The organism is uncultured Tenacibaculum sp. (genome assembly GCF_947494125.1).
Lineage (GTDB): Bacteria > Bacteroidota > Bacteroidia > Flavobacteriales > Flavobacteriaceae > Polaribacter.
This window is the reverse complement of the sequence record NZ_CANLTU010000001.1, coordinates 132,943-153,265: the sequence shown is the minus strand read 5'-3', so window position 1 is coordinate 153,265 and position 20,323 is coordinate 132,943. Positions and strand designations below refer to the sequence as shown.

12 protein-coding genes are annotated in these 20,323 nt (G+C 29.2%); 7 read left to right on the top strand and 5 right to left on the bottom strand.

All coding sequences use genetic code 11. The annotated features are described in order from the left end of the window. Positions 1–38 precede the first annotated feature (38 nt). From Q0881_RS00645 to Q0881_RS00620, 6 genes are all read left to right on the top strand, one after another. Positions 39–1,343, top strand: a complete 1,305-nt coding sequence (locus Q0881_RS00645; RefSeq protein WP_299155985.1) for a peptidoglycan DD-metalloendopeptidase family protein — start codon at positions 39–41, stop codon at positions 1,341–1,343. A 7-nt stretch (positions 1,344–1,350) separates the two neighbouring features. Continuing rightward, the gene (gene pgi, locus Q0881_RS00640) at positions 1,351–2,919 is read left to right on the top strand and encodes a glucose-6-phosphate isomerase (protein ID WP_299155983.1); all 1,569 of its coding nucleotides are present in this window, start codon (positions 1,351–1,353) and stop codon (positions 2,917–2,919) included. A gap of 136 nt (positions 2,920–3,055) precedes the next feature. Then, a complete protein-coding gene (locus Q0881_RS00635) occupies positions 3,056–5,797 on the top strand; it encodes a carboxypeptidase-like regulatory domain-containing protein (protein WP_299155982.1) in 2,742 nt (913 codons plus the stop codon). Between the two features lie 144 nt (positions 5,798–5,941). Further along, the gene (locus tag Q0881_RS00630; protein WP_299157004.1) at positions 5,942–6,364 is read left to right on the top strand and encodes a hypothetical protein; all 423 of its coding nucleotides are present in this window, start codon (positions 5,942–5,944) and stop codon (positions 6,362–6,364) included. A 63-nt stretch (positions 6,365–6,427) separates the two neighbouring features. Then, a complete protein-coding gene (locus Q0881_RS00625) occupies positions 6,428–7,156 on the top strand; it encodes a lysophospholipid acyltransferase family protein (protein WP_299155980.1) in 729 nt (242 codons plus the stop codon). 30 nt (positions 7,157–7,186) lie between these two features. After that, positions 7,187–8,167 carry an acyl-ACP desaturase gene (locus tag Q0881_RS00620; protein WP_299155978.1) on the top strand — a complete coding sequence of 327 codons (981 nt, stop codon included), beginning with the start codon at positions 7,187–7,189 and terminating at the stop codon, positions 8,165–8,167. 89 nt (positions 8,168–8,256) lie between these two features. Here Q0881_RS00620 and Q0881_RS00615 read toward each other — a convergent pair whose 3' ends face one another. The 4 genes from Q0881_RS00615 to Q0881_RS00600 all read right to left on the bottom strand — a co-directional run bounded on the left by Q0881_RS00615 (position 8,257) and on the right by Q0881_RS00600 (position 16,948). After that, positions 8,257–9,288, bottom strand: a complete 1,032-nt coding sequence (locus Q0881_RS00615; protein ID WP_299155977.1) for a hypothetical protein — start codon at positions 9,286–9,288, stop codon at positions 8,257–8,259. Beyond that, positions 9,288–12,995, bottom strand: a complete 3,708-nt coding sequence (locus Q0881_RS00610; protein WP_299155975.1) for a DUF6443 domain-containing protein — start codon at positions 12,993–12,995, stop codon at positions 9,288–9,290. The genes Q0881_RS00615 and Q0881_RS00610 overlap by 1 nt, the downstream gene beginning before the upstream one ends. Positions 12,996–12,999: 4 nt before the next feature. Then, positions 13,000–16,059, bottom strand: coding sequence for a hypothetical protein (locus tag Q0881_RS00605; protein ID WP_299155973.1), 3,060 nt, complete (start codon positions 16,057–16,059; stop codon positions 13,000–13,002). A 112-nt stretch (positions 16,060–16,171) separates the two neighbouring features. Further along, complete coding sequence (locus tag Q0881_RS00600; protein WP_299155971.1) at positions 16,172–16,948, bottom strand: amidohydrolase; 777 nt, start codon at positions 16,946–16,948, stop codon at positions 16,172–16,174. Positions 16,949–17,030: 82 nt separating this feature from the next. On the opposite strand from Q0881_RS00600, the gene Q0881_RS00595 reads away from it, so the two are divergent. Next, positions 17,031–19,787 (top strand): PD-(D/E)XK nuclease family protein, encoded by a 2,757-nt coding sequence (locus Q0881_RS00595; protein WP_299155969.1) that lies wholly within the window; start codon positions 17,031–17,033, stop codon positions 19,785–19,787. Here the strand turns inward: Q0881_RS00595 and Q0881_RS00590 are convergent. Continuing rightward, positions 19,784–20,317 (bottom strand): GNAT family N-acetyltransferase, encoded by a 534-nt coding sequence (locus tag Q0881_RS00590; RefSeq protein ID WP_299155967.1) that lies wholly within the window; start codon positions 20,315–20,317, stop codon positions 19,784–19,786. The genes Q0881_RS00595 and Q0881_RS00590 overlap by 4 nt on opposite strands. Positions 20,318–20,323 lie beyond the last annotated feature (6 nt).

The following is a 20,323-nucleotide window of genomic DNA, read 5'->3' as shown; positions in this document are numbered from 1 at the left end:
TACTTTTGCGCACAAACTCAATTTTAAAATAACTTTTTTTGAAAAAATACATTCTCCCATTTCTTGTTTTTTTATTTTTTTTATCATGTAAAGAGGAAAAAAAAATACCCATACCAACAGTTGTTAAAATTGAAAAACCAAAACCAGTTTACGCATTTGGCTTTAACCTAGATAATTATAATGTAATTAACGACACTATAAAAAATGGTGAGAGTTTTGGGATTATAATGGATAGGCACCATGTAATGTACCCGAAAATTAATCAAATAGCAACTAAAATAAAAGATACTTTTGATGTAAGAAGAATACGATCAGGAAAGGCATATACTATATTAACATCAAAAGACTCACTCCAAAAAGCAAAAGTTTTTATTTATAAGCATAATAAGGTAAATGCAACTATTGTAGACTTTAAAGACTCAATAATATCAGCTTATAAGTTTAAGAAAAAAGTAAAAGTTGTTGAAAAAGAAATAGCAGGAGAAATTTATTCAAACTTATCGGTAACTATGGATAGTTTAGGTTTAAGCCCTACATTAACAAATACAGTAGCAGATATTTATGCCTGGACTTTAGATTTTTATAGATTACAGAAAGGAGATAAATTTAAATTAATCTACGAAGAACGATTTATTAATGACACAACGTTTGTTGGGTATGGAGAAATAAAGGCAGCTGTTTTTAATCATAAAGGAGAAGATTTACACGCCTATAAATTTGTAGCAGACTCTATAAAAGGAATTCCCGAGTTTTATGATGAAAAAGGAAATATGCTACGTCGTGCTTTTTTAAAATCACCAATAAAATTCCAATATAGAATATCATCACGATATAATTTAAGAAGAAAAATAGCGCTATATGGTAGGGTTCGTGCTCATAGAGGAACTGATTTTGCTGCAGCATATGGTACGCCAATTATGACTACAGCTAGTGGAACAGTTGTAGAGTCAGCTAGGAGAGGTGGAAATGGAAACTATGTAAAAGTTAAACATAATAGTACATATACTACACAGTATTTGCATATGAAACGACGAAAAGTTAGAGTTGGAGACTATGTAAAACAAGGTGATATTATTGGTTGGGTAGGAATGACAGGAAATACGAGTGGCCCACATGTTTGTTATCGATTTTGGAAATATGGAAAACAAGTAGATCCATTTAGACAAAAACTTCCTTCAGCAGAACCTTTAGATCCAAAAATTAAACCTGCTTATTTTGAGTTTATAAAGCCATTAAAAAAGCAATTAGATACAATACGTTTCCCAGAAAAGAAACCCATATTAGTTGAAGAGAAAAAACAACCTGCGCTAGCAGGGAAAATAGAAGTTATAGAAAAACATTAAATCAATTATGCCTTTACCAAATATAAATCCAACTCAAACAGAGTCTTGGAAAAAACTAACCGAACATTTTAACGAAACAAAAAGCAATACTTTAAAAGAATTGTTTTTAAAAGATAAGAATAGAAAGAAAAACTTTTCTGTTTGTTATAAAGATTTAGAAGTTGATTATTCAAAAAATCATATAACAGAAGAAACAATTAATTTATTAGTTTCTTTAGCAAAAGAAGTAGGGTTACAAGAAGCTATAGAAAAATGTTTTTCAGGAGAAAAAATAAATGAAACAGAAGGTAGAGCAGTATTACATACAGCTTTGAGAAGTAATTCAGAAGAACCTATTCTCATAGATGATAAAGACATAAAACCTAAAATACAAACAGCTTTAAGAAAAATAAAGAGCTTTAGTAATAAAGTTATTTCAGGTAAATGGAAAGGGTATACAGGAAAATCAATTACAGATATTGTTAATATAGGTATTGGAGGTTCAGATCTTGGTCCAGATATGGTAGTGGAGGCATTACAGTATTATAAAAACAAATTAAATACTCACTTTGTATCTAATATAGATGGAGATCATGTTTCAGAAATATTAAAAGAACTAGATCCAGAGACTACATTATTTGTAATAGTATCAAAAACGTTTACTACCCAAGAAACATTAACAAATGCGAATACTATAAGAGATTGGTTTTTAAAATCAGCTACAGTTTTTGATATAACAAAGCATTTTGTTGCTGTGTCAACTAATTTAGAAGCAGTAAATAGTTTTGGTATAGATAAGAAAAATGTTTTTCCAATGTGGAATTGGGTAGGAGGAAGATTTTCATTATGGTCGGCAGTAGGTTTATCAATTAGCTTATCAGTAGGGTATGATAATTTTAAAGAGCTATTAGATGGAGCTGAAGAAATGGATGTACATTTTAAAACAGCAGATTTTGATAAAAATATTCCAATAATTTTAGCATTGTTAAGTATTTGGTACAATAACTTTTTTGGAAGTGAAACAGAAGCAGTACTTCCGTATAGTCAATATTTATCTAAGCTTCCAGCATATTTACAGCAAGCTATTATGGAAAGTAATGGGAAAGGAGTAGATAGAAATGGAGAAGAAGTAAATTATCAGACAGGAACTATAGTATGGGGAAGTACAGGGACAAATATGCAACATGCGTTCATGCAATTGGTACATCAAGGAACTAAATTAATTCCAACCGATTTTATTGGATATGAAACGTCGTTATATGGTTTAACAGATCATCATAAGAAGTTAATGGCTAATTATTATGCGCAGATGGATGCTCTAGCTTATGGAAAAACAAAAGAAGAGGTTCATTTAGAGTTAAAAACTGAAAATAAGTTAGACCAAATAAGTCAATTACTTCCTTATAAGGTGTTTAAAGGGAATAGACCAAGTAACTCACTTTTGTTTAAAAAATTGACGCCGAAAACTTTAGGAATGTTAATTTCAACTTATGAACATAAAATATTTACACAAGGTATAGTGTGGAATATTTACTCATTTGATCAGTTTGGGGTTGAATTAGGTAAAGAACTTGCTAAAAAAATGCTAAAAAACTAAAAAAAAAGCCAATTTTTATCTTACTCTGCTGAGTGTTTTGTTAAGTCAATGTTAAAAAACTTAACATTAAGTTAATATTGGCAAGGCATAAAAGCAAGACCTTTGCCCCTGCATTTAATAACAATTAGATTAAACAATGAGAAAATTTAAAAATGTTTTACTTGTAGCTTTGTTCTTTGTAACGGCTACAGTTTTAGGACAAACTAAACTTACTGGTGTCGTGGTCGACGAAATGGGTGAACCATTACCAGGAGCTAGTGTTGTAGTTAAAGGAACTACAAATGGAACAGCAACAGATTTCGATGGAAAGTTTATGTTAAGCGCTACATCAAATTCTGGAGCAGTAACTGTATCTTTTGTAGGATACAATAGTAAGGAAGTTGCTTATTCTTCAGCAAGTACTAATTTAGGAACTATTGAGTTAGAACCTTCTAATGTTTTAGGAGAAATTATTGTTACTGGATTAATTGATGTAGCTAAAGATAGACAAACTCCAGTAGCTTCATCTACAATTAAAGCTGCAGAAATACAAGAAAAATTAGGATCTCAAGAATTTCCTGAAATTTTAAACAATACACCTTCTGTATATGCTACTAAATCTGGTGGTGGTTACGGAGACTCTAGAATTAATATACGTGGATTTTCTCAAGAAAATATTGCAGTATTAATTAATGGAGTCCCTGTTAATGATATGGAAAATGGAGCTGTTTATTGGTCTAACTGGGCTGGTATTTCTGATGTAACAACAGCAATGCAAGTTCAACGTGGTTTAGGGTCTTCTAAATTAGCAATTTCTTCAGTTGGAGGAACAATTAATATTATTACTAAAACAACTGATAAAAAAGAAGGTGGTTCAGTTTTAGCATCTTATGGTAATGATAATTACCTTAAAACATTAGCAACTTACTCAACAGGTAAGAACGAAAACGGTTTTGCTGCATCTTTTTTATTAAGCAGAACTTCAGGTGATGGTTATGTAAATGGAACTGAATTCGAAGGATATAACTATTTTATCGGATTAGGATGGGATAAAGGAGATCATGATTTTCAATTCATGATGACTGGAGCACCACAAACTCACAATCAAAGAACAACAAGTTTCTTCAATATGGCAACATTAGGAGATTACTTACAATATGGAAAGAAATATAACTACAACCATGGTTATTTAAATGGTCAAGAGTTTAACTGGAGAAAAAACTTTTACCATAAACCAGTAATTTCTTTTAACTGGAATTGGGATATTAATGAAAATTCATCATTATCTACATCAGCATATGCATCATTTGGACGTGGTGGTGGAACTGGAGATATTGGTCGTTTAGGAGGTAAGTTTGCAAGTGATAAAGCATTTAGAGATCCATCAAATGGACAAGTAATGTTTGATAAAATATTTGCAGCAAACTCAGGAACTGTTACTAACTTTTCAAATGGTTTTTCTTACGGAAATACAATTGATCCAACAACTGGAACTTACATTGTAAATGATGATGAGTTAAGTTCATCTTCAATACCTGCAGGATTAGAAAGAAGAAACGGAGCAATTCGTAGAGCTTCAGTAAATTCTCATAACTGGTTTGGAATCTTATCAAACTTTAATACAGAATTAAACGAAAACTTATCGTTAGATTTTGGTATTGATTTACGTTCTTACAAAGGAATTCACTACAGAAGAGTTGACGATTTATTAGGAGCAGATGGATATCGTGATAACGATAACATTAATAATCCTCTTAATGTTGTTTCTCAAACAAATAGTTCTGATATCGGTAGTTTATGGAATGTATTTAGAAGTTCAGATGATGAGCAAAAAATTAATTACTATAATGACGGTAAAGTACGTTGGTTAGGAGCATTTGCTCAGTTAGAATATAAAAATGATGATATTTCTGCATTCGTTCAAGGATCGGTATCTCAACAAGGATTTAAAAGAATTGATTATTTTAACTATTTAGATTCTGACCCAGCTCAAGAAACTGATTGGCAAAATATTATTGGAGGAAACATTAAAGGAGGTTTAAACTGGAACATTAACGAAAATCATAATGTATTTGGTAATGCAGGTTACTATTCTAAACAACCTCGTTTCGATGGAATTTTCTTAAACTTTAGAAATGATATCAATCCAAATCCTAGAAATGAAAAAGTTATTGGACTTGAATTAGGATACGGTTATAAAACTGAACGTTTCAAAGCAAACGTAAACTTATATAGAACGCAATGGAAAGATAGATTTTTATCTGTTTCAAGTAGATTTGCAGGTGTAAACGGAAGAGCAGATTTAAGAGGAATTGAACAAGTACACGTTGGTGGAGAGTTAGATTTTACTTATGATGTAAATGAGTCAGTTAAGTTTTTAGGAACAGTTTCTGTTGGAGACTGGAAGTATAAAGGAAATGTTTCTGGTACTGCTTTTGATCAAAATCAAAATGCAATTGGAACTATTGATTTATATTTAAATGATGTAAAGGTTGGAGATGCTGCTCAGTTTACAGCTCGTATGGGTATCGAAGTTAAAGCTACAGAAAACTTTAAAATTGATTATAACCAACGTTTTGTTGATAGATTATTTGCTAGAATTAATGCAGAAGATTTTGCAGACCCTAATCACAAAGGATCATTACAATTACCAGGTTACTCAGTATCTGATTTAGGATTTTCTTACAAATGGAAATTTAATGAAGAAAAAGGACAATCTTTAAACTTTAGATTAAATATCAATAACTTATTTGACCAAGAGTATATTTCAGAATCAGCAACTAACTACTTCGTAGGAGATAGAGGTAATGATACTACATATTCTGGTGTTAACACAGCAAATAAAGTATTTTTCGGTTTCGGAACTACTTGGAACATGGCTGTTAGATATAACTTCTAATATTTAAGAAGTATAAATATAAAACCACCTCAATTGAGGTGGTTTTTTTATGCGTAAAAAACAGTAACTTTGCAAGCAACAAAAACTAACAAATTATGATGTAATTCTTGAATTGCATCATTTAAGAGAAATATAGAAAATATGATGAAAACATTGCACTCTTATTGGGCGTACATAGTATTAGCAGTATTAGTTTATACGGTTGTAAATGCTATTATTGGATTAGTACAAAAAAAAGAATTCACCCATAAAGAATTCCGTTTAGGTCTATTTACCTTAATAACGGCTCATATTCAGTTATTAATAGGTCTAGGGTGGTATTTTATGTCTCCTTGGTTTAAAGCCTTAAAAAGTAATGGAGGAGAAGTTATGAAGGATTCTGGAGCTCGTTTGTTAGCTTTAGAGCACCCAATAATGATGATTATTGCAATTGTTTTAATTACAATTGGATGGTCTAAACATAAGAAACAAGTAAAGAGCGAAGCAAAATTTAAAACTTTTGTTATCTTTTATGGCTTAGCATTAGTAATAATATTATCAAGAATTCCATGGAATAATTGGTTTTAATTCAGATATATAGTCCCGCTTTCGCGGGATTTTTTATTTTTGCTGATTATTAAAAATAAAATAATGAAATTTTTAAGTTATATTCTATCATCAATATTTGGATTGGTGTTTTTTTCTTTATTATTAATCTTTCATCCTTTACAGTGGATTGGACTAAAATTATTTGGTCAAAATGGACATCAAAATGTAGTGGATGTCATGAATTGGTTTTTAATTAAATCACTTTTAATATTAGGAATTCGAGTTAAAGTAGAAAACAACCAAGATTTGCCAGAAAATACAACATTAATATTTGTAGCAAATCATCAGAGTACTTTTGATATACCGCCAATTATTTGGTATTTTAGAAAGCACTACCCAAAATTTGTATCAAAAAAGGAATTAGGAAAAGGAATTCCTAGTATTTCTTTTAACTTAAGACATGGAGGGGCAGCTTTAATTGATAGAAAAGATTCAAGACAAGCTTTAACAGAATTGGGTAATTTCTCAAAAAAGATAAATAAAAACAAATGGTCAGCCGCTATATTTCCAGAAGGAACAAGAAGTAGAACAGGTAAACCTAAATCATTTTCTATAAACGGACTTAAAATGATTACAAAATACAATCCAGAAGCGTATATTGTGCCGTTAACAATTAACAACTCTTGGAAAGTGTTTAAATATGGTAAATTTCCATTAGGACTTGGTAGCCCAATTAAGATTAAAACACATAAACCAATAAAAATAGATAGTTTACCGTTTAATGAGTTGATGACTAATGTTGAAACAACAATAAAAGAGTCAATTCAATAACCCCTTATAAAAATTTAATTAAATATAATTATGTCATTACAAAACATTCGAAAGGAAGTAATGCAAACGCTGGAAAAAAATATTGACAGTTTTGTAGACAAATTCTTAATACCCGTAGAAAAAATATGGCAACCAACTGATTTTTTACCGAATTCACAAAAAGATACTTTTATTAGTGAAGTTGAGGAAATTAGAGAGCTGTCGAAAGAATTAGATGATGATTTTTGGGTAGTATTAGTAGGAGATACAATTACCGAAGAAGCTTTACCAACCTATGAATCATGGTTATTAGATTTAGATGGTGTAACTCAACAACCTGATAATGGTTGGGCAAAATGGATTCGTGCTTGGACAGCAGAAGAGAATCGTCATGGAGATGTATTAAACAAATATTTATACCTTTCTGGAAGAGTAAATATGCGAGAAGTAGAAATATCTACACAGCATTTAATAGCAGATGGTTTTGATATAGGTACAGCAACAGACCCATATAAGAACTTCATATATACAAGTTTCCAGGAACTAGCTACGTATATATCACATAATAATGTGGCTAAGATAGCAAAAAAGAAAGGGCATAAAGCTTTGGCAAAAATGTCTAAAATTATAGCAGGAGATGAAATGCGTCATCATATTGCGTATACTGATTTTGTTAGAGAAATATTTAAAATAGATCCCAGTGAAATGATGTTGGCGTTTCAACACATGATGAAGCATAAAATAGTAATGCCTGCAATGCATTTAAGAGAGTCTTTTGGAGAGAAAGGAAGTTTGTTTGACGATTTTTCAACTGTAGCGCAAAGAGTAGGTGTATACACCGGTTTTGACTATGTTGATATTTTAAAGAAATTAAATACAGCTTGGGAAATTGATAAGATTACCAATTTAACTCCCGAAGCAGAAAAAGCAAGAGACTATTTAATGAAATTACCAGACAGGATGTACAGAATTACAGAGCGTATTGTGGTTCCTGACACCAAATTTAATTTTAAATGGATGATTCCATCTTAAAAATACTAAATAAAACCCACAATGTTAAAAATATTGCGGGTTTTAGTTTTTTTTTCAAGATTATGTCCTGGAATAGCTGATTTTTTATACTACTTTCTTGTATAAATGTATAAAAAATTAGGGTTAGATATTTTGATTTTTAAAGTATCTTTAGTTAGCTTTAATATCTTAAAATATTGATTTTGCTCGATTAATGTGCCTTCATCTTCTATAAATATTAAGTCATTTGTAAATAAATAATTAGTTAGATTGTTATAACTGACTTTTCTTTTTATAAGAATACTATCATTAGTATTTGAAATTCTTCTTATTAAATATCCATCATGAGTAAATTCAATATTTGAATAATCAATAAGCTTTTTTAAAGAATCATTTTTTTTATTTTCATTTTTAAAAAAAGGTTCTATCAATTTTTCATAATTATATTTAGTTAATTTATTTTGAAAAATAGAATCGTTTACTTTTTTCCATTTCCCTTGTAATTCATTATTTATTTTAGTGGTATTAATCCTTGTATAAGTATACAGAGAGGCCTTATTAGCTTGTCCACATATCATATGCATAGTTTTTTTTTCTTTATTAATATTTACCAAAGCACAAAAATAAGTTCCATTATATGTATGGAATTTGTCGAATACTTTACTTGCATAATTAATATTAGAAGTCATTATAGCACCTTTATCTCCTTTGTGTTTAAAAAAATTTAGTATCCCTTTTTGCCCATCAATTTTAATATATGAAGATAATTTTAATGAGTCTTTATTTATTGCTTTCCATTCTGAACCATTGAGTTCTTCTAAGTTTAAATTCTTGTATTTAAATTTTTGTAATGTTAAATTCTTGTTTTTTCGTTCAAAATTATGAATATATGTAGAATCTCCCTTAAAATTATCAAAAGAGTATGATACTCCATCTATTTGTAAGTTCTTATTTTTTATTTTAAAATTATATTTTGTTATAGATGAATCTAAAAAATTATATTTAGTTATAATATTATATTTGAATTGATAAAATTCCATTTTATTCTTATTAAAATAGAACCCATCAAAAACCTTATACTCACTCTTTTTTTGACAAGAAAAAATTAAAAATACACTTATTAAAATTAAATTATTTCTCATTATTTATAATTTTTCTTTAACCAGTTTAATTTTTCTTGGCTTTTATTATTCCAGTAGTTTAAATACTTTTGTCTAGCTTCACTTGTTTTCCATGATAAAGTAGCTCCTACAAAATGAATTGCATATGGATATTTCGATATAATTCCTGTATTTGTGTGAGGATCATAATAGTTTATTTTTTTTGGGTCACCTATATTTCCATCTTGCCTTAATTTCAGAATTGTAATTTTAGGGTTTATGTGTACATAAACTGCTCCTCCCCCCTTTTTAAAATTACCGCTATTAAGCTTATAGCTCATATCATACTTACTTAAATCAGCTGTTGCATAAAAATCCCCTGAAAGCATACCATAGGGTAAAAACTTATCTTTAATTTTCTTTACCAAAGAACCAATATCTATGCCTTTATATGTATTATAAGCATATTTTTTATATAAACTTTCATTACCAAATTTCGAAAGTGCTTTATTAAAAGATTTTTGATCAAATATTTGATTCATACTTCCTATTAATTGATCCATTGCGGCATTAAAATTATCCATTGCTTTTCCAATAAATTCCTTACTACTTTCAACTTTACCTCCATCATTAACGAAATCGTTATATTCTGCATTAGAAATTACTTTTACAGTACCATCAGCATATCTAGCCACATGAATATTTTTAGAACTTTTCTTACTTCTTTGGTTTGCTCCTCCTGCTCCTAAAGTGATAGAGCCGCCTCCTGACACACCATCAATGGTAACTGAAGAAAACATATTGTCATTCCAGTCAGGGTGCATTCCATCAGGATCGGTAAGGTTTATAGGATTGTTCCATGTATAGGCATAGGGAGATTTATCTGCTTGCATAGGGCTGTCTGCCAATGGATCAACATTAAAAAAACGTCCTATAGTGGCATCATAATTACGTGCTTCATAGTCGTACCAATCTAATCGTTTACCATTTATTACATCGTCTTGGTATTCTTTACCATTGTACTTATAATTGTTTTGTACTCCGGTAATACTAGGGCCATACCCTTTATGTTTCATCCCAAAGGGATAGTAGTGATTTTCTTCTCTTATTTGTAAACTAGGAGCTGTTCTACTTCCTGTATTGGTATAATTTAATCGGATATTTCCTAAATGATCTGTATACTGATACACATATGTAAAAGAACTTCCATTTTTTTCAACATAACCTTCTCGTTGGCTAAAATGTTTTAATACATTATTTACATAGATAAAACTACCTGCATACTTAGTTGTAGTTGGAGTACCATCAATTTTGTTTTTTTGCAGTTTAATACCAGATGCAGTATAAATATATTCAATTCTTTGACTATTTCCAAAATGTATTTTCGTTGGTAAATTTAAATGATTGTATTCTATATTGGTAATGTCTTTAGCAGAATCTGAAGTTAAATTCCCATTAACATCATAACCATAGGTAACTTGTGCAGCTTGTACTCCTTCTGTACTTCCAGAATTATCTTCCAATTCATCAAGTTTGTTGTATTGATTACTGTAGTCTAAATCATCAATAAATTGACCGTCGCTTCCTTTTCTATTTAAGGTACTTAGATTTCCATTTTTATCATAGCCATAATTTGTTTCAAATTTACCACTACCAGAAGCTAAATCGTTATTTTCTCTATAATTTGCACCTAAAAGTCTACTTAAGCCATCATATTTATATTGATAGCCTCTTTTTTTGTTATCACTTTTAGTTCTCCATATAGTTTCAGATATATTTCCATTGTATACGCTGGTAAACTCATTTGTAGGAGTTATATCTTTTGTGTTATAATTAAGTTTAAAAGTAAAAAGATCATTACCAATATTATCTACGTCATTTATATTAGTTAACCATCCTCTAATATTATATTTATAATCTATAGTTTGTAATGAAGTAGCTTCTGTATTTCCAACTTTTTTATTCTCTAAAACACCTAATTCATCGTAACTATTCTTAACAATTAATTCTTCTGCTTGAGTGTTAATTTGTTGTTTTTGAGTTAATAATCTACCTACGTGGTCATAGGTGAATTTATCAATGATGTCTACCGAAGTATTTGAGTCATGATTACTAGAACTTTCTAATACTTTACCTACAAAATCTAATTTTGTTTGACTGATGTCTGTGGTTCCTAAAAAACTATTTTTACTAGCATTATAAATAGGATTAACTTTTTCGTCATATCCTATAATTGATGTTACCCAGTAATTTGTAGGATTATTATCAGCATCTAATATTCTTATTTTTCCACCTGTAGCTAAACTTTTTAGGTTAGTGGTAGTAGCTTTTCCGTATACTATTGCAGGTATATTAAGTCCATTTCTATCAAAACCATAATCGTCATAATAATTTATAATATATATATTATTACTAGTTATTCCTGTAGGATAAGCCAGGTTTGTATAGTAATAAAACCCTCCTTTACCTTTTTTTTCGTGTTTTACACTATGAGTATTTGCTGCAGCTTGCAAAGTAGCCCTAGAGCTATTGTTTTTATACACTCCAGAATATACTACCCTGCCTAAAGCATCGTATTTGGTAAATAACCATTCTTTGGTTGTTTTTGCTCTTTGTAAAGCATCTTGTGTTAAAATAGGCCTGTCAGCTATATCATAAACTATATATTCCCAACCTTTACCTGGTATTTTCTTTTCTATTAAACGGTTGTATTTATCGTATTTATATTGAAAACACAACTCATTTAATTCAGTAGTATTTATACCGTCAGAAGTTTTTGTAAGTGGAGGAATAATATAAGATAAGTTATTATATATATCATATACGTAATAGGTGTCATGAGGTATAATTGTACTACCATTTTTGGCATAAGTACGTTTTAATATGGTTTGCCCAAATTTATTTGTAAACTCTTCTGTAGTATGTACTTTACCCGAAGTTGGAGTCCAGTTTTCATTTTTTACAATAGTTTTATACAAACTATTTAAAGGGTAATAATAAGGACTAGGATTGCTTAAACTAGGAGTGTAATTTACATCTAAACTTACTTTATACCAACGTATTTTATGTAAAGCATCTGTGGCTGTATTTACTGCATAGCTCATTTTTACAGTATGATCAGTGTCATTATTTGCTTTAACCACCCATGAAGCTCCAGGTGCACCCGTTTCTAGAACCCTATTTAAAGGTGATCCGTCAAATGCTTTTTCTGAATAAGGATTGGTGGTGTTTTGGTATTTAACCGTATTATAATAGGCAATGGTTTTTGTTTGCCCATTTGCTTCAAATAAGCCATTATTTTGTGAAGACACATAAGGTAAATAGTTTTTAGTTTGCCTACCCAAAGCGTCATATTCATAATGTGTTACAATATCTTTACCTAAAGGACTTTGGCCAATAGCTCTACTTTGAGTTTTTCTTCCTAAGCCATCAAAATAAGAGACATCTTCAATAATACTTTCAGCTAATGAGATGTTTCCAGTAGTAGTTGCTTCTTGAAATACTTGCGTATAAATATAGTTTTTATTGGTGTCTAATATTGGAAGTAAATATGCACCACTATTTATTTTAGCAGTAAAAGTACTTCCTTGTTTTATCCAAGTAGTAGGTTTTAAAATTATTGCAGTTTTGGCAATTAACTCCTCATTACCTTCTACTATATAGTTGTTTTCTTTAATAATAGTATTGGAAATTTGTCCAAACATATTAAAAATGAAAAACGAAAAAATAAATCCAAAAATATTTTTCATAGCATTATTGGTTTTTATAATTATAATAATAACGTTTTATAATATTTCCATCAGTATCTTTTATAAGACTTAAACGATGGTGGTTATCATATACATAACTCATGTTTTTTCCTCTGTTATCAGTAATAGTACTTACGCCAACTGATGGGATATAAGTGTACGATGAAATTCTAGCATTGGGTAACGCTGTTCGCATTGTATTAAAATAACCGATTAAAGTATTTTCATCACTTTGGTTATCTAAATTTTGCAAAGCAGTTACAGTGATAGGTATTTTTGAAATAGCGATATCGTACTTTTCATTTTCAATTTTTGCAAGTAAAGAAGTGTTTCCATATCCATATATAAAAGAGGTATAAATACCATCTTTATTGTGAAATTGTAAAATATTACCATAACTATCTCTTTTGTCTATAATAGCACCTTCTTCTAAATTTTGAGTTCCTTTTGCGGTGTATATTTTGTTTGGTAAATACAAGTTATTACCAAAATTATGATAGTTAATTCGTTCAGTAAATATTTTTTGTCCATCATGATAAGATTCTTGCTGAATCATTTCTGAATAACGGTTTTGTGCTCGTAAAGTACTCATGTTAGGTTGTCCATTTACTTGCGAATCATGTGGATAGTAAAACTTATTTATAACCTCTTTTGTAGCATCTGTAATCGTATTTTCTTTTACTAAAGGGTAAGTTGGATCATAAACAGTTTCTTTGGTTACTGATGTATTACCTCCATCTAAATAGTCCGTATTAATTGATGATGTTAATAGGTAGCGTTCTGAAAGAATTTTGTGGGTAAAAGATAATGCAGCTCCGTTATAATCTTCTTTTGAATAACATTGACTTGTTCCACAAAGTCTAATAACGTCAGAAAATGTATATTCTTCAAATTTTTTATAAGTGTAGCTATTAATTGTTTCTTTAAGTTTTAAACCTGTATTGTTATAAACCTTTGAAGACTTTAATTTCCCTCTATATACTTCTTTGCTAAATGTACCTGTTCTCATTCCATTTCTTTTAGCAACATAAGCTTTTGTGTTTAACAAAGGAGAACTTTGATGCATTATATTAGGGAAATCTTTAGGAGAAGAATAATTATATTCTGTATATCCATTATTAATTCTATTCTTTACAAGAACTCGAGAATAGCCAACAAATGAATTATTTGTAAACTCAGCTTGAGTTTTTGCGGTCCTAAATGTTTTAAACGATAAATAGCTTAATGTAGAAGAAGGAGATAAGTTACCAGAGTATACATTGTTTACTCTGAAATCAATAAAATTAGGCATGGAAACCATAGCTCCAGAAGAAGTGTTGTCTGTTTCTTTATACTCATAATCAAGAATTTGTTCATTTCCTAACTCGTCAATTATTTTTTGCGTTTTTATACGTAAACCACCACCAGATATTGCAGTATTTTCAATTTTAAATTGATTTAATTCATGTTCAAATTCAGAAAATCCTCCTGTTGGGTATTGAATTTTCTCAAGAACTCCAGCTTTTGCGTATGCTAAATTTGAAGCTAAAGAGTATTGACCATTTAATAAATAATATCCAGACCCTTTTGAAGAAGGTAAAAAAGAATGTATTCCTTTATCTGGGTAAAAATATACTATAGGTTTTGGATCTGATAAAGATGTAGTATAACTACCATTATGATACCCTAAAAAATCCTTACCCCAAACCCCTCTTGGAGGTAAAGAGGTTGTATTATAAGACATTGTATATCCAGGTAATACTTCATTATTTGCATTTGAACTTTGTACTTTATCTAATTTTAATCGTTTATTTTGAGGAGAACTTGCATACGCACTATTTTGCATATAACTATATTCTAAATTTATTTTCTTTATAACAAGACCATTAATATCTTTTATAATTATTTGAGTTAAAGCTTTTTCTTCTAAAAGATCTTGCCTGTTTAGTCCATAAATAAACTCTACACTACCTTTGTCGTAATTAATTTTAGTTAAACGATTAATTTTAGGGTATTTTGTTGATTTCGCTTTTACAATAGCATCCATGTAAAACTGAGTAGTTGATCCAGTATAAAAATAGGCATTGTCTATAGGGTCATAACTTCCTCTATTATATGTTTCGTATTCAAAAACCACTTCTTTATTAGACTTTAAATCTTTTATTTTTGATAAGTGATATGATTCTACCTTTCTTTGACTAATTATGTTAATAGGTTTATAAGCAACTCCACCTCCTGATGTATTACGAGCTTGTTCGCTATAGGTATATTGAGAAATATCTTTATGATTAAAATCGTACAGAAGTCCGTTAGTAGATACAATAGAAATATTTTTTATACCATATAATAGTTTATTTGAATTAAATGCACCATCTATATATTCATGATCGTTAGATCCTGTTTTTTTTAAACTAACATTATATTTCCCAGCATCAAATTCTCCTTGAATTTCTGTGATTTTATTTTGTTGTCCGGTAAGTTCTAATACATCAGAAATATTGTCATTATTAGTGTCTAATTTCCCATGAGTATAAGTAGTGTTTAAACCAGGAGCATTTACAATAAATTCATCAGGATAAACATCACCTTCTCCCCATAAAGAAGCATTAGAACAATAACCAATTAAACTTCTGCCTATAGGATATAAATAACCAGGGTCGCTAAAATAATAACCAAAATCAAAAGGGAAACACCCTCCCGGAGATTTAAAATCTTCTATTCCTTTAACAACTTTAGAAATAACTCCTCCAGCATTTAAAGACCAATTACTACCAACACTAGATGGAATGTCATTTACCTTAACTCCACTTGAGTTATAAGATAAAGAAATGGGTATTGAAATATTACCAGATTTTATAGTGAAAACTGGAATAGACACATTTGCCCTACCTGTATAATTACTTACAGGAACAAAATTTACTTTTTGAAAAGCAGCAACATTAGGCGCTTGTACTGTAGGGTTGGTTAATAATTCTGTGGTTTGATATAGATTATTAGTACTATTATCTCCGTAATAATCATCTCCTTGAGAAAAAAGAGAAAGACAACACAATAGAGTGCTGAATAAAGCAATTGTTTTTTTCATAAAATATAGTTGTTATAGATTAGCAATTCATTTTTATATAGCATAACAAATATATTATTAATAATTATAATTCCCTTTATGATTTGAGGATTATATTATGGGTGTTTATTTATTATTGAAATTCGAACTTATCTTTATCTTCTAAAAAACGAAATTTATTTCGAATCTTATTTTGCGCTTCTTTATCTATTTCAATAATTAGAGAAACTTCTTCAGTATTATTATTTTTAGCTAAGCAATTTCCTAACATGTCATAAGCAACAGTGTTTCCATTATACTCATAGTTATTAGCATCCACTCCTACTCTATTTACACCAACGGTATAACTCATGTTTTCAATAGCACGAGCTTTTAAGAGAGTATCCCAAGCTTCAATACGAGGCTTAGGCCAACTAGCTACATATAATAATAAATCATAGTTTTCAGTATTTCTAGCCCATACAGGAAAACGCAAATCGTAACAAATTAGAGGACATATTTTCCACCCTTTATAATCAATAATATTCTTTTTATTTCCAGCGGTATACACTTCATGTTCACCAGCGAGTGTAAACGTGTGTTTCTTATCATAAAAATCAATTTTTCCAGTTGGATGTACAAAAAGTAACCTATTGTAGTATTTATTATTTTCGGTAATAATAATGCTTCCAGTAATAGCACAGTTTTTCTTTTTTGCTAAATCTAGCATCCAGTTTATGGTTGCTCCGTCCATAGTCTCAGCAATATTTTTAGGAGCCATGGAAAAACCAGTAGTAAACATTTCAGGGAGAATAACTAAATCAATATCATTAGAGACCTCCACTATTTTCTTTTGAAAACGATTTCTGTTTTCAATTGGATTTTCCCATACAAGGTCAGATTGTATGAGGGCTATTTTAAGTTTATTCATTGGTTCCATTCCTGAAAATTGAAAGTATTATAATACCAAAAATAAGATAAAAATTGTACTTTGCTTACACCAAAATTAAACTATGCAATCTTTTATTTCAGAAACTTTAGATACCATTTCACAAACTACAAAAACGTTTGAAAATGTTGTATTTATACTACCATCTCAAAGAGCAGGAGTATTCGTAAAAGAAGAGTTTAAGAATAAAATTCTAGCAGGTTTTTTACCGCGAGTTATTAATATTGGCGATTTTGTTGAAGAAATTTCAGAAATTAAAAAAGCAGACAGTGTACAATTACTATTTCATTTTTATACAATTTATAAAGAAATAGAGAAAGATCCAGATACGTTTGATAAGTTTTCTTCATGGGCGTTTACGGTATTGCAAGATTTTAATGAAATAGATCAACATTTAATTAATCCTCGTGATATTTTTGTGTACTTGAGAGATATACATCGTTTAAAAAAATGGTCGGTAAAAGGAGAATTCAAAGAAACAGAATTAATGAAAGATCACTTTTCTTTTATGGAAGAGTTAGAGAAGTTATACGGGTCTCTTTATTCGTTTTTAACGGAGAATAAAATAGGATATCAAGGAGTTTTATATAGAGAAGCAACAAAAAAAGTAGCTGATTATGTTCATAGAAATAAAGATAAAAAATATGTTTTTATAGGTTTTAATGCTTTGAATAGTGCTGAAGAATTTATATTTCAAGAGTTTCTAACGAATGAAAGTACAGAAGTATTTTGGGATGTAGAAAAGACGTTTTATAAAAGTAATCACCAAGCAGGTAGTTTTCTTAGGAAGTATAAAAACAATTGGAAATACTATGAGAAAAACCCAATACAAACAGTTAAAGAATATTTTTCAGAGCCTAAGAATATTCAAGTAATAGGAGCTTCAAAAAATATTACACAGATAAAGTATACAGGAGAAATTCTATCAAAATTATCTAGTCATAATAACACAGCATTAGTATTGGCTGATGAAACCTTACTTCCTATAACTTTAAATTCATTACCTAAAAATGTTGATGCTGTAAATATAACTATGGGATATCCCTTAAAAGATATTCCTACTACGAGTTTAATTTTCGCTGTTTTTCAATTATTTATCAATCAAGAAAAATTACAAAAGAAACAAGAAGGTTTATTTTATCATAAAGATGTTATCCGATTAATAAAAGACCCAACAATATATAGGTTATTACAAATAGAAAAAGCTAGAAATATAGCAGATGTTATATCAGAAACTGTAGTAAAAGAAAACAATACATTTATAAATGAAGAAAAAATCAACGAATTTCTTCTTTCATTAAAAATTGAAATAAGAGAAGTTATAAGTGGTGTTTTCAAACCATTAACTACTATAAGTGATTTTTTAGCAAGAATATTAGATTTAATTAATGAGCTAAAGGATTCAGCAAATGATTTAGAAAAAGAATACTTGTTTCGATTTTACACAGCGTTTACACAATTACAAAATTTACATAATGAGTTTAATTATGTACAAGATTTAAAAACATTACATCAGTTTTTTAAACAGTTAATACAGTCAGAAAGTTTATCATTTCAAGGGGAGCCATTACAAGGGTTACAACTTATGGGGGTTTTAGAAACACGTGTGTTAGATTTTGAAAATGTAATAATAACGTCGGTAAATGAAGGAGTGTTACCAGCCAGTAGTCAACAGAATACATTTATTCCTTTTGATGTAAAAATAGCATTCGGATTACCAACATATAAAGAAAAAGATGCGCTTTTTTCATATCACTTTTTTAGATTATTACAAAGAGCAAAAAATATTTTTATATTATACAATACAGAACACGATGTGTTTGGTAGTGGAGAAAAAAGTCGTTTTGTAACACAATTAGAAATGATGAGAGATGACATTACTGAAAAAATTGTGAGCCCTAAAGTTGTAACATCTCCTATAAAATTAAAAGAGATAAAAAAAGATGATAAAGCTTTAGAAAGATTAAGAGAGTTAGCAAAAAAAGGAATATCACCATCGGCATTAACAAATTATTTGTACAATCCAATAGCATTTTATAAACAGAAAATTTTAAAAATTAACGAGTTTGAAAATGTTGAAGAAACTATTGCTGCAAATACAATGGGTACTGTAGTACACGATACTTTAGAAGAATTATATAAACCTTATATCAATAAGTTTTTATCAGTTGAAGATGTGCAACAAATGCAGAAGAAAACAAAAGAATTAATTATATTCTACTTTTCAAAACATTTTAAAAATGGAGATATAAAAACAGGAAAGAACAGATTGGTTTTTGAAGTAGCGAATCGTTTTGTTGAAAATTTTTTAGCACAAGAAAAACAGCTGTTAAAAGATAAAGACAATCAATTAAAAGTTATAGCAACAGAGCAAAACTTAGCAGCAGAAATAGCTATAGAAGGAATTGATTTTCCTGTAAAAATTCACGGACAAGTAGATAGAATTGATGAACTAAATGGTGTAATCAGAATTATTGACTATAAAACAGGGATGGTAAATTCAACAAACTTGAAAGTTATTGATTTTGATACAATCCGAGAATTAAAATATCATAAAGCAATACAAGTTATGTTGTATGCTTTTTTATATACTCAAAATACAGTATTTGATTTTTCAAAAGATATAGAAGCTGGAATAATATCGTTTAAAAACTTAAAAAGTGGGTTTTTAAAAATGAATTTCTCATCAAATTATAGAACACCAGATAATCAAGTTACGCAAGAAAAACTAGAAGAGTTTATGACCGAAATTAAAGAGGTTTTAAAAGAAATGTACAGTAAAGATGTTAGTTTTATTGAGCCGGCAGATTTACCGTATTAAATATCCATAAAAACAACAATCCAGTCTTGGTTGTTAGCTTGGTAAGTTAATAATTCTTTAAATCCAATTGCTTTATGAGCATTTAAAGAACGTGTGTTGGCTGAATCTATTTCAGTAATAATACATTCATAACTGTTTGAAAAAACTGTTTTCATTTCATTATATAAACCTCTAAAAACACCTTTGCCTCTGTAATTTTTATCAATACAAACTTGCCCCATTAAAATATATATTTTTTCTTTCTTAAAAAATTTGTCAATTTCATTAAACATAGGAACTAAAACAGGGATCTCATTTCTAAATATTTTAGACATAGACAATGCATATCCAATAACTTTCTCCTTGTCTTTGGCAATAATATGAGGGTGTATATTATGCATTTTTTTTAAAAGACTAAAAGTATGATGAACAGTTACAAAACCTTGCTCTTTTTTTTCAATAGGAGTTAAGTTTTGAGGTAAGTTATTAGCTTGTAAATATAGAATTTGTTCTAATTCTTCATTTGTAGTAGTTGTTTTGTAATGTATCATAAAAAA